An 11,808-nucleotide genomic window follows, 5' to 3' on the forward strand; every position below is an offset into this window, starting at 1 on the left:
TTTGAACTATTAATGCGGTTAGCATTGAGGATAAAGAATACTCTCTAGGATGGCCAGTTGAAGAATAGTAGGCATTATAAAAAGTTTGAGGTATCAGTAATTTCATATTAATGTGCTTCTCAAATATTTTTATAAATTTAGGTTTATCTTCCTGAAAATAGTCTGCGACCTCTTCATAAATGTCAGAGAGTAAAAGTTGATTTTTTAATTGAATCATAAAGGACTCCTCCTTGGGTATATTTTGGGTTAGATAATAATATATTCGCCGTGAGGTGGGGGAAATCCTTTTTGATATAGCTTGTAAATCCTTGAACCCTAACGGGTTTGAGGGTTATGCAAGCGACTAAAATATGTAAATAAAGGGGGAAAAGTTTATGGTAAAGAAAAAGTATTTTAAAATGGCTACAATGGCAATTATAACAACTTGCTTAGTTAGTGGTGTGTATGGGGTAGGAGTAAATAAAATAGTTGGAAATCCAACAGAGGTATTTGCAGCAACGGGAATTTCTAAGACTTATACTAGTTCAAGACTAGGGGGAGATAATAGATTTCAAACTGCGTTTAAAATAGCTGATACTATTTCAACTGGAAAAGTTGATGCTGTAGTTTTAGCAAATGCTTTTAATTTTCCAGATGCTTTAAGTGGGTCTACACTGGCCGTACAGAAGAATGCTCCAATACTTTTAGCTAGCATGAAAAATGCAGATAATACTCAGGTAATAAGTTATATAAAAAATAAGTTAAATAAATCAGGAACAATTTACTTATTAGGGGGTACTAGCGTAATACCTGATAGCATTATAACTTCATTAAAAGCCCAAGGATATACCAATTTTAAAAGGCTTGGAGGAGCAAATAGATTTGAAACTAATTTAAAAATAGTAAGTGATTTAAATATACCAAAGGGTACTGATATTATAGTTGCAAATTCGAAATCTTTTGCAGATAGTTTATCGTCTTCAGGAATAGCAGGAACTAAAGGAATGCCAATATTCTTAGTGGATGGAACTTTAAGAAGTGATATATTAGCCAAGATAAAATCTATATCACCAAAGAATATTTATATTGCAGGAGGTACAGTAGCAGTATCGTCATCTATTGAAAATTCTTTAAAAGGAGTGGGTAAGGTAGTAAGACTAGGTGGGAAAGATAGATACGAAACTTCTTTAAAAATAGCTAAATACTTTAACCAGGATACAACTACAGCTGTAATTGCTAATGGATTAAATTTTCCAGATGCGCTTACAGGAAGTGTACTAGCTGCTAAAAATAATTCGCCGGTTGTACTTGTTGGTAGAGATGTAAGTAAACAGAGAGGATATTTAGATAGCACTAAAATAAATAAAGTGTATGTAATGGGAGGGACTAGCGCTATATCTGATAGTATCTTATCAAAATTAGTAGAGTCATCAAAATATGATGAAGCTATTACCAATAAAGCAAGATCAATAATATACCCAAAAGCAGCTAATTATATTGGAAATTTTCCATATATCAATGATTTTTTTGTTGTAGCAGATAACTATATAAATGGAAATGTAAATAAGGCTAATACTATCAATGCTCTTAATAAATTTAGTTGGAATGGTATTAAAGAAATTCTTATGAGGCCTACAGTAGGTACCATAACAGGTGTGCCAGAGAAAGCATTTAATAGTTATGAAGGACTATTTCCTTATTTTGAAAAGGCTGGTGGAAGTGAGATTGCGGCATGTAATGTAGTTAAAATAAATGTATATAGAGAAGGAAATGGAACTTATACCATAAAATTTGTTGGTGCAAGAGGGGCAACAATTGGGTATAGAAACTAAAAATAAAAAATTCATCATTATAGATTTTGATATTGACGTTAAAAAGCTATAGAAAAACAGTTAAAATCTTATGGAAATTTTGTAAGACTAGGTGAAAAAATAGATTTGAAACATCTTTAAAAATTGCTAATTACTCTACAGAAGATACTCAAACTACAGCTTTAGTTTCATATGGACTAAACTTCCCAGATGCTTTGGTAGGTGGTGCATTAGCAAGTAAAACAGCTTCTCCGATATTACTAGTAAATGGAGATGTTACAACTCAGAAGGCTTTCTTAGATAAGTCTAATATAACTAAACTTTATGTTTTAGGCAGTACATTAGTTGTAAGTGATAGTATTGTTAAACAGTTAGTGAAGTAGGAAAATTAATGAATTTATATAAAAAGGCAGATTAGAAGAAAAATATTGATACTTGGAAGAACTATGAGAGTAATAAACTTAAGACCACCAAGCTTGTAGGAAATTATACATGGTAGATACTATATTATAATATTTAGTTTATAGAGGTGGGGTAAAAATGGTAAAAGAATATAGAGTAGATAATATAAAAATGAAAAAAATAATACAAGACCGTATAAAGAAGCATCCGAAGTGGAAAAAAAGAAAATGGGTAAGATATGGATTAGTAGTTACTTTAATTTTGTAGTTAATAATTATTCCCGCTCGTGGTTGGATCATGACAGAACATGTTTATGATGGAAAAAGTATAGATGAGGTTGGGATCAAAACTTTATTAATGGGAAGTGAGATGTCATTTTCATCAATTGCTTTCTTCATAGGGATGCCAGTTTTTCTATATTTCCGTTCATTAAAAAATCAATGCAGAGGGCATATAGGATATCTTACAGATGAAATATTGATACTTAATAATGAAGAATTAAATAAGGGGTATAGAGGGCAAGATATATCATCTAGTAAAGAGTATTATATAGATATAATAAAATATAAGCATATAAGAAAACTAGTATTAAATAAATATTATGAAACACTAGATATATATGGAGATATGAGATTGATAGTTTATTCTGATTATGAAAATGATGTAATAGATTATATAAAAAAGTATCAAAATAAAAAAACAACGATTAATCTTTATTATGAAAATAGTGAAGATTTCATAAAAACACTAGAAGAAAAGACTGGAATTAAGGTACAAGTTATAGATGAGGTAGATGAAAGATATACTAGAGTAGATTGATAAGTAGTTATTATAATAATGGGGGAAACATAAGTGGGAGTATTGATAGTTGATTACTCAGATTTAAAAAGTACTATATCAACATCAAAGAGTGCATGTAGGAATATAGAAAACTATGCAGATTCTTTAGATAAAAAAGTAACTCAAAAGATAAGTGATTTAGGATTTAGTAATTCTAGGCTATAATATTTAGATTATAGAGGTAGGTTAAAAATGGTAAAAGAATATAGAGTAGATAATAGAAAGAGAAAAAAGCTAATACAAGATCGTATAAAGAAGCATCCAAAATGGAAAAAAAGAAAATGGGTAAGGTATATATTAATAGTTATTGTAATTGCATCATTAATTATAATGCCATTGCTTCCATGGATTGCAACAGATTTTATTTTCGATGGAAGGAATATTGAAGAAATAGGAACTGATACTTTATTTAATAATTTATGTCTGTTTTTAATGTTTGCTGTTGTTTTCATATTTATGCCAGTTTTTCTATATTTCCGTTCATTAAAGAATTCTTGTAGCGATAATATAGGATGGATTACTGATGAAATACTAATACTTACTTATAAGGAAATTAATAGTGGATATAGAGGGAGCGATAGAGCATCTATAAAAGAGTACTATATAGAGATAATAAAATATGAGAATATAAAAAAGATAGTATTAAATAAATATTCTCAAAAGCTAAAGATATATGGAGATATGGGATTGATAGTATATTCTGATTATGAAAATGATGTAGTAGATCATACAAAAAAATATCCTAATAATACTACAGTAATAGATTTTTATTATGAAAATAGTGAAGACTTCATAAAGACGTTGGAAGAAAAGAGTGGAATTAAGGTACAAGTTATAGATGAGGTAGATGAAAGTTATAATAGAGCAGATTGATAAGTAGTTATTATTAAATTATGAAATATAATATAGCTCATAAATATTTAAAATATTGAGGGGAATTTAAATGACAAAGGAGTATAAAGTAAATTATTCAGAAAAAAAAAGGATTAAAAGAAAGCAAATAAGAAATCATCCAAAGTGGGATAAAAGAAAATGGGTAAGATATATATTAATAGTTATTGTAATTGCAGCATTAATCATACTACCGTCTCTTCCATGGACTGCAACAGATTTTATTTTCGATGGAAAGAATATAGAGGAAATTAAAGCTAATACATTATATAATATTTGTAGTGCATCAGTTGGTATTGTAATTATGTTCATAGGTATGCCAGTTTTTATATATTTTAGATCATTAAAAAATACTTGTGCTGATAGTATTAACTATTATTTAAATGAAACATTAATACTTAGTGATGGTGGTTTAGAATATGGATTTGTACCTAATAATTCATCAACAAATCAATATACACTAGATAGAATTCAGTATAGGGGCATTAAAAGGCTTGTAGTGAATACTTACCATGAGCGGTTGGAGATATATGGGGATATGAAGCTTACAGTATATTCAAACTATGAAGAGAATCAGATTCTATATATTGAAAATCATAAAGATGATAAAAGAAGATTTTATCTTTATTATGAAAACAGTGAGGATTTAATAAGAACATTAGAAGAAAAGACTGGGATTAAGGTACAAGTTATAAATAAACAGGAAGAGTAAAATATAAAAACATATAATTATCAGGGACAAGGCAGATAATTATTTATAGTATAGTAAATTAGAATTTTGTTTAATAAGTATTTAAGATAATAGGATATATTATTTTGAAATAAAGAAAGGATAATTAAGGTATATTTATGGAAGAAACAGTTGAAAAAATGTATAACTTTAGAAGGAAAATATATGTTACTTTTAAAAAAGGAAAGTTAAAAAGATTTTTCTTAAAGTTTGGGATAGTAGTTACTATTATATTATCTATTAGTATGCTTATAGAGGGGAAGTCTTTGTTGAGGGCAGGTGGGCAGTGTGCACTTTTTTTAGGGGCACTTATACCAGCTTTACATACCTCAAAGGGGAAATTTAAGCTTTTACCTGGTAAAATTAAAGTTTATGAAGATAAGCTTATAATATTGTATGAGAGTATTGATAGAGAAGATGAAAAAGGGGGAAGAGAAGAAAAGTACATCATACCATATAGTGATATACAATTAATTGAGATAGATAGAAATAAAGAGTGCTTATCTATAATAGGACAACCATTAATTGAGATAAATTATAATGATGGTAAAAAAGAACAATACAATTTTAAAGAGTTAAACAAACAATATACTAATGATCTATATATGACAGAAGTAGTTACATACCAGTTTATTAATGACGTTAAAAATTTTTCAGATATTCAGATTAATGAAGTAAAATAATAGTATTATATTCTCTTAGAATAGAACATGAAAAATAGATATCATAAGTTTTATATGCATACGATATTTAAATAAATTATTAATTAATAAGAAAGTAGTGAAAAAATGAAAAAATTTTTAGTATCCACTCTTATAATATGTAGTTTAGTTACATTAGTAGGGTGCGGAGGAAAAGAAAAAGAGACAAATTCTAAGGATAAGGCAGAAGAAAGTGTAGTAGCAGATAATGATAAATCTCCTGAGAGTAGCCAAGCTTCTAAGGAGGAAGTTGCCACTGAAACTAATAAAACTAAGGATGAAAATGATACAAATTCTAGTGATGTTAAAGCATTCAATCAACTTAAGGATTCACAAGTGGAAAATGCAGTTTTATATGATGAAAATACACATGGGAAAAATGAGCTTATAAAACAAACATATGAGTTTTTAAATGATTTTTGGAAAAATGGGGATAAAGCTTTTGAGTCTAGGGAATTCTATCAATTAAATTTTGGTAGCGAACCCTTATTAGGTTCTTTAAGTGATGAGAAAAAGGAAAAGTTCATATCATCAAGAGATTACTTTTTTGAGCAATTCCAAGGTAAAAGTATAAAAGGTATTAATGTTGAAAAAATAGAATATTCTATAGTTCCAAACAACACTGAAAGTATGCAGATTTATCTACACTATAATGTTGTATCAGATGATGGAACTGAATATAGTGTTATTTCTACTGGGGTACCAATTGTTAAGGTTATAGTTGATGAAGGTGTAGTTAAATTTATATTGTAAAATATCTACATATTGATTATGAAAGGGAAGTTCATACTATCCCTTTTTTATTATGCAGTTTTGGGGTAATATAGAGGATAGTGATAGGACTAAAGAAAAATAAAGTAATGGAGGGATATAATGAAGGCTTTAATGGATTTACATACCCATACTATTTCTAGTGGGCATGCTTATAGTACTTTAAAGGAAAATATTGAGGAAGCTAGAGATAAGGGGCTAAAGGTCCTTGGAGTTTCAGATCATGCTATATCTATGCCAGGTACAGCTCATGAATATTATTTTAATAATTTAAAGGTGATTAAGGATGAAATTATGGGAGTTAGAATTCTAAAAGGAATAGAGGCTAACATAATGGATTATGAAGGTAGAATAGATGTACAAGAGGAGCTGGAACTGGAACTTGACTATGTCATAGCTAGTATGCATCCACCTTGTGTAGCACCAGGAACCATTGAAGAAAATACTAATGCTTTAATAAAGGTTATGGATAATCCTTATGTTAAAATCATTGGTCATCCTGATGATAGTAGATTTCCTTTAGATTATGAAAAAGTAGTATTAGCGGCTAAAGAAAAAAAATATGGTTTTTGAAATGAATAATACATCCATATCTCCAAAGAGCTTTAGAAGAAATGCTAGAGAAAATCAAATAACTCTTCTAAACTTATGTAGAAAACATGGAGTTAAAATAATAATGGGCAGTGACGCTCATATTTATTATGATGTAGGAGAATTTTCATCCTGCTATGAGTTACTTAAGGAGATAGATTTCCCAGAGAAACTTGTTTTAAATTTTAATATAGATTCATTAGAATATATATTAGGAAAAAGATAATATAAGGCGATATATCAACAAAATGTTATTATTGTGTGGATATATCACCTTTATTAATAATTAATTGTGTATAAAATCACTAAAATGGAATACTATTTATGAGGTGATTTTATGAAATCTGTATGGAGTGAAAGCTGTAATTTTAAAAAGAGGGAATCCTTAAATGGAAATATAGAGGCAGATGTAGTAGTTATAGGAGCCGGTATAACAGGAATATTAACTGCCTATATGCTAAAGAAAAAAGGAATAGATGTAGTTATAATTGAGGCTGAAAAGATTTGTAGTGGAAATACAAAAAATACTACTGCCAAGATAACTTCTCAGCACTCCTTAATTTATGATAAGTTAATTAAGGAATTTGGAGAAGAGAAGGCAAGACAATATGCAAGTGCCAATGAGTTAGCTATAAAAAAATATAAAGAGATAATAGAGAATGAGAGAATTAAGTGTGATTTTGAAGAGAAGGATGCTTATCTATATACCATGGACAATGTTGAAGCTTTAAAAAAAGAATTAGAAGCGGCAACTAAGTTAAGAATAAAAGCTAAACTTTTAGAAAATACAGAGCTTCCTTTTAAGGTTAAGGCAGCTTTGAAATTTTATAACCAAGGTCAATTTAATCCTCTTAAGTTTTTAGAAGTTATTACTGAAGACTTAACCATTTACGAAAATACTAAAGCTTTAGAAATTAAAGAGGAGCTAGTTGTTACAGATAAAGGGATGGTTGCTGCTAATGTAATAGTAGTAGCTACTCACTATCCAATTATGAATACACCTGGATATTATTTCATTAGAATGCATCAAGAAAGATCCTATGTTATAGCTTTAGAGAATGCTCAAGATGTCAATGGAATGTACATTGGTATTGATAAATGGGGATATTCTTTTAGAAATTATAAGGACTTATTATTGCTTGGTGGAGGTTCTCATAGAACTGGTAAGAATGAAGCTGGTGGTAAATATGAAGAATTAAGACAGGTAGCAAAGGAGTTATATCCTAATGCTAAGGAAAAATATCATTGGTCTGCTCAAGATTGTATTCCTATAGATGAAATACCTTACATTGGTCAATATTCCACTGAAACTCCTAATGTATATGTGGCAACGGGTTATAAAAAGTGGGGAATGACATCTTCTATGGTGGCAGCTATGATTTTATCTGATATGATATCCGGAAATAAAAATGATTTTGCAGAGATATTTTCTCCTACAAGATTTGATATGTCAGCATCCAGTAAAAACCTAACCCAGGATGTAATAGAAACTACAAAGAATTTTATAGCACAAAAAATTCACATTCCAAGTGAGCAGGTAGAGAAGGTAGAAACTGGTCATGGTGGAATTGTAGAATATAATGGAGAGAAAGTTGGGGTATACAAAGATAATAATGGTAATATATTTACTGTAACTACAAAATGTCCTCATTTAGGCTGTGAGCTTCAATGGAATCCTGATGAGTTATCATGGGATTGTCCATGTCATGGCTCTAGATTTGATTACAAGGGTAATTGGATAGAAAGTCCAGCTATTGGGGGATTATCCCATGAATAAAATTAAATGTTATACAAGGAAAAAGAATTTTTTTGAGGGCTGGTATTTTAAACATCAAAAGGGTGAGGATACTATATCCTTTATACCTGGCATAAATATAGATAGTAAAGGAAATAGATCAGCCTTTATACAAGTGATAACTAATAGAAATTCATATAATATAAATTATAGTTTTTCTAAATTTATAGTTTATAAAGATAAGTTAAGAATAAAAATTGGAGATAGTATTTTTTCATCTAAAGGCATTGAAATCCACATTAAAGATGAGGGATTAACTATAGATGGAAAAATAGAATATGACTTATTGACTCCTGTAAAATATGACATCATGGGACCTTTTAGCTTTATACCTTTCATGGAATGTAGCCATGGCATTATTAGTTTATATCATAAATTAAGGGGAAATTTAATTATTAATGGTGAAGACGTAAGTTTTAATGATGGAGTTGGATATATTGAAACAGATAGAGGCAACTCTTTCCCAAAAACTTATTTATGGACCCAGTGTAATGATTTTGAAAATGAAAAAATATCTATAATGGCAGCTATAGCAGATATACCTTTTATGGGAATAAATTTTAAAGGATGTATATGCGTTGTATATTATAAAGGAAGAGAATATAGATTATCCACCTATAATGGAGTTAAGATTCTTAAATATAATTGCAAGTCACTAATGTTAAAAAGAGGTAAGTATGAACTACAGATAAAAGTTACTGATGGAAATCCACAAAAGTTATTAGCACCCTCAAGTGGTAATATGTGCAGAACTATTCATGAAAATGCAGCTTGCTCAGCTAACTATAAGTTTTATATAGAGGATAATTTAGTCTTTGATATAGAAAGTGATAACTGTAGTTTTGAATATGTGGATAGATAGGAATTTAAATGTCTCTAGACCTGATAAAAACTAAATTCTAAACTAATATTAAACTAGCATTAAAAATATAAAGATGCTAGTTTAATATTTTTAAAAAGACTATTTCATAAATATATATCTATATGGTATATTAAAACAATAGCAAAAAAATATATATGGAGGGTTTATTCATGATATTTTATTTTTCAGGCACAGGAAATTCTTTATACGTAGCAAAAAATTTATCCAGTAACCAAGGAGAAGAATTAATTGCAATTTCAAAGGAAATGAAACAAGATAAAGATTTTTATGAATATGACTTAAAACCAGGAGAAAAGATAATATTTGTTTATCCTATCTATGCTTGGGCACCGCCAGCACCAGTAGTTAAATTCATTAGTAAGATAAAATTAAATAACTATAAGAACAATTATTTAACAGCAGTAGTAACCTGTGGTGAGAACATAGGAAATAACATGAAAATACTAGAGAAAAAGCTAGGTGCTAAGGGTTTAAAGTTAAATAGTGGATTTTCAATTGTTATGCCTAATAATTATATTATCCTTGGAAGAGCAGATGAAGATGATATTGTGAATAGTAAGATGTCTAAGGCTTTGGAGACCATTGGAGAAGTAAATAATCTTATAGGTGATAAAGTTAGGGATGTATTTAAAGTTGAAACAGGACCAATGCCTAAGGTTATGACAGCTATAGCTAATCCTATATTCAATAAGTTAGCTATAAATACTAAAAAGTTTCATGTTACAGATGATTGTATAGGATGTAAGCTTTGTGAACAGGTATGCAATACTAAATGCATTAAAGTTGATAAAGTTCCTAAATGGGGAGATAACTGCTGTCAATGTTTAGCATGTATAAGTTATTGCCCTAAGGAAGCCATCCAATATGGAAAATATACAATTAATAAAAAGAAATATAAAAACTCTAAAATTGCTGTAGGTGAAATGAAAATATAACTGGGCAATAATCCTATATAGCTCAGTGAACTTTTAAAGACTCTCTTTAGGACTATGACTTTACTTTTAAAACATGTATATATTTTTATAATAAAAATAATAATAAGAGTACGAAATTTAAAAGGGGAGTTCATCCATGAAAAACTTACTTAGAGTTATTTTTGTATTACTTATTTTCAATTTTATATTATATGATATAGCTTTTGCTAAGGATAGAAGTTATGCTTTAGCACATGGAAAAGAAGATAATAAAATTGAGGTAGCAGTAGTTATAAAAGATGATGGTATTTGGGCAGTGAATATAAATAACCCTTCAGAGAAAATAATGCTTAACGAAGGAGCTTATAGAGAGCCAATTATAAGTGGAAATGGTTATGTAGCCTATAGGGATATTAAGAATAACTTGTATGTAACAAAAATAGATTTTTATAAAAAAGTAGAAAATACTACTAATGTAGATGATAGTATTACTGCATATCAATGGGATAAAGATGGAAATTTAATTTATTCTAAGTCCACAGGTGGAGTATATATATTTGGAGTTAAAGATAAAACTAAAGAAATTTTCACTGGAGGAAAAGAGTTTTATACACAAATTTTATTAGGAAAAGATAACTCTTTATTTGCAACAAAGAATATTATGAAAAAAGGTAATTCGGATAATTATCCTTTTCCTCTAGGAATAGTTAAGTTAGATTTAGCAACTAAAAAAGAAAAAGTAGTGATACCATATATACCTATAAGTTCCCAAAATCATGATTTAGGGTTGGATCCAAAGATGGCTACCATCTCTATTAATGGAGTTAATTTAATTGTATGGTGTAGACCTAATTCTGCATCAATGACAGCAGATGGAGTGCCTATAGGAGTTTATAATGATGAAAGTAACAAGTGTAGAGAAGTACTTAATGAAGAGATTATAGTTTTAACTTATGAGGATATGATGTCTGCATCACCAATAGATGATAACTTAGTGGCTATTATAAATGGTGCATATAGGTTTATGAATGTAGATAAAACTTTAGGAATCTTAAATTTAGAAGATGAAAGTTTTAAAAAAATCACTAAGGATGGAGAAGTAGCTATGACTCCAAGTTATTCTAGTGATGGTAGAAAGATAGTATATTCAGCCTCAACTTATAGTGAAAATCTTCAGCAATGGGAAAATTCCAACAATCAACATATATATGAAGTAAACTTAGAAAATAATGAAATTACTAAATTGACTAACTCATCTGTAGGATGGGATTTTTATCCTAATTATATTAATGATGATAGTGAATTTGTATTTATAAGAAAGGATAAAGAAAATAAATTTTCTTTAATTAAGGGAAATAGGGAGGGGAAGGAACAAGTTATTATTAATAACATTTTACATTTGGATGATAGTGCAAGTATAAACGAGTATTTTTGGTATTATGGACATTACGATATGAAGAAGGTGTTTCATAATATGGAGATAACTCAATGATTTAAAAA

The 11,808-nt window shown here is 28.9% G+C and carries 14 protein-coding genes and 2 pseudogenes; 15 read left to right on the plus strand and 1 reads right to left on the minus strand.

The annotated features are described in order from the left end of the window. Positions 1-217: pseudogene (locus IO99_RS12355) on the minus strand (transposase); the annotation flags it as partial. Positions 218-374: 157 nt separating this feature from the next. Here IO99_RS12355 and IO99_RS18465 point away from each other — a divergent pair. The 15 genes and pseudogenes from IO99_RS18465 (at position 375) to IO99_RS12410 (ending at position 11,800) form a co-directional block, all read left to right on the plus strand. Then, complete coding sequence (locus IO99_RS18465) at positions 375-1,811, plus strand: cell wall-binding repeat-containing protein (RefSeq protein WP_051824092.1); 1,437 nt, start codon at positions 375-377, stop codon at positions 1,809-1,811. 107 nt (positions 1,812-1,918) lie between these two features. Further along, positions 1,919-2,173, plus strand: a pseudogene (locus tag IO99_RS18750) (cell wall-binding repeat-containing protein); the annotation flags it as partial. 157 nt (positions 2,174-2,330) lie between these two features. Beyond that, positions 2,331-2,459 carry a hypothetical protein gene (locus IO99_RS19675; RefSeq protein ID WP_278245245.1) on the plus strand — a complete coding sequence of 43 codons (129 nt, stop codon included), beginning with the start codon at positions 2,331-2,333 and terminating at the stop codon, positions 2,457-2,459. Positions 2,460-2,489: 30 nt separating this feature from the next. Beyond that, positions 2,490-3,011: a hypothetical protein gene (locus tag IO99_RS12365; protein ID WP_035133880.1), complete on the plus strand. Its 522-nt coding sequence runs from the start codon at positions 2,490-2,492 to the stop codon at positions 3,009-3,011. Positions 3,012-3,044: 33 nt separating this feature from the next. Then, on the plus strand, positions 3,045-3,197 hold the full coding sequence (locus tag IO99_RS19100) for a hypothetical protein (protein WP_156964357.1): 153 nt from the start codon (positions 3,045-3,047) through the stop codon (positions 3,195-3,197). A gap of 27 nt (positions 3,198-3,224) precedes the next feature. After that, the gene (locus IO99_RS12370; RefSeq protein ID WP_035133883.1) at positions 3,225-3,905 is read left to right on the plus strand and encodes a hypothetical protein; all 681 of its coding nucleotides are present in this window, start codon (positions 3,225-3,227) and stop codon (positions 3,903-3,905) included. 70 nt (positions 3,906-3,975) lie between these two features. Next, positions 3,976-4,635, plus strand: coding sequence for a hypothetical protein (locus IO99_RS12375; RefSeq protein ID WP_035133885.1), 660 nt, complete (start codon positions 3,976-3,978; stop codon positions 4,633-4,635). Positions 4,636-4,772: 137 nt separating this feature from the next. Beyond that, on the plus strand, positions 4,773-5,336 hold the full coding sequence (locus IO99_RS12380; protein ID WP_035133886.1) for a hypothetical protein: 564 nt from the start codon (positions 4,773-4,775) through the stop codon (positions 5,334-5,336). Positions 5,337-5,441: 105 nt separating this feature from the next. After that, positions 5,442-6,107 (plus strand): hypothetical protein, encoded by a 666-nt coding sequence (locus tag IO99_RS12385; RefSeq protein WP_035133888.1) that lies wholly within the window; start codon positions 5,442-5,444, stop codon positions 6,105-6,107. Between the two features lie 120 nt (positions 6,108-6,227). Further along, positions 6,228-6,698, plus strand: coding sequence for a PHP domain-containing protein (locus IO99_RS12390; RefSeq protein ID WP_341349090.1), 471 nt, complete (start codon positions 6,228-6,230; stop codon positions 6,696-6,698). Further along, entirely contained in the window at positions 6,688-6,942 is a 255-nt protein-coding gene (locus IO99_RS19750; RefSeq protein WP_341349092.1) for a PHP domain-containing protein, read from the plus strand. The genes IO99_RS12390 and IO99_RS19750 overlap by 11 nt, the downstream gene beginning before the upstream one ends. 111 nt (positions 6,943-7,053) lie before the next feature. After that, entirely contained in the window at positions 7,054-8,493 is a 1,440-nt protein-coding gene (locus IO99_RS12395) for an FAD-dependent oxidoreductase (RefSeq protein WP_035133890.1), read from the plus strand. Beyond that, entirely contained in the window at positions 8,486-9,373 is an 888-nt protein-coding gene (locus IO99_RS12400; RefSeq protein ID WP_035133892.1) for a tocopherol cyclase family protein, read from the plus strand. Before IO99_RS12395 ends, IO99_RS12400 begins: the two co-directional genes overlap by 8 nt. A gap of 170 nt (positions 9,374-9,543) precedes the next feature. Beyond that, the gene (locus IO99_RS12405; RefSeq protein ID WP_035133894.1) at positions 9,544-10,329 is read left to right on the plus strand and encodes an EFR1 family ferrodoxin; all 786 of its coding nucleotides are present in this window, start codon (positions 9,544-9,546) and stop codon (positions 10,327-10,329) included. Positions 10,330-10,465: 136 nt separating this feature from the next. Beyond that, positions 10,466-11,800: a TolB family protein gene (locus tag IO99_RS12410; RefSeq protein WP_035133896.1), complete on the plus strand. Its 1,335-nt coding sequence runs from the start codon at positions 10,466-10,468 to the stop codon at positions 11,798-11,800. The last annotated feature ends 8 nt before the right edge of the window (positions 11,801-11,808 follow it).

Origin of the sequence: Clostridium sulfidigenes, assembly GCF_000732635.1 — a bacterium.
Lineage (GTDB): Bacteria > Bacillota > Clostridia > Clostridiales > Clostridiaceae > Clostridium_J > Clostridium_J sulfidigenes.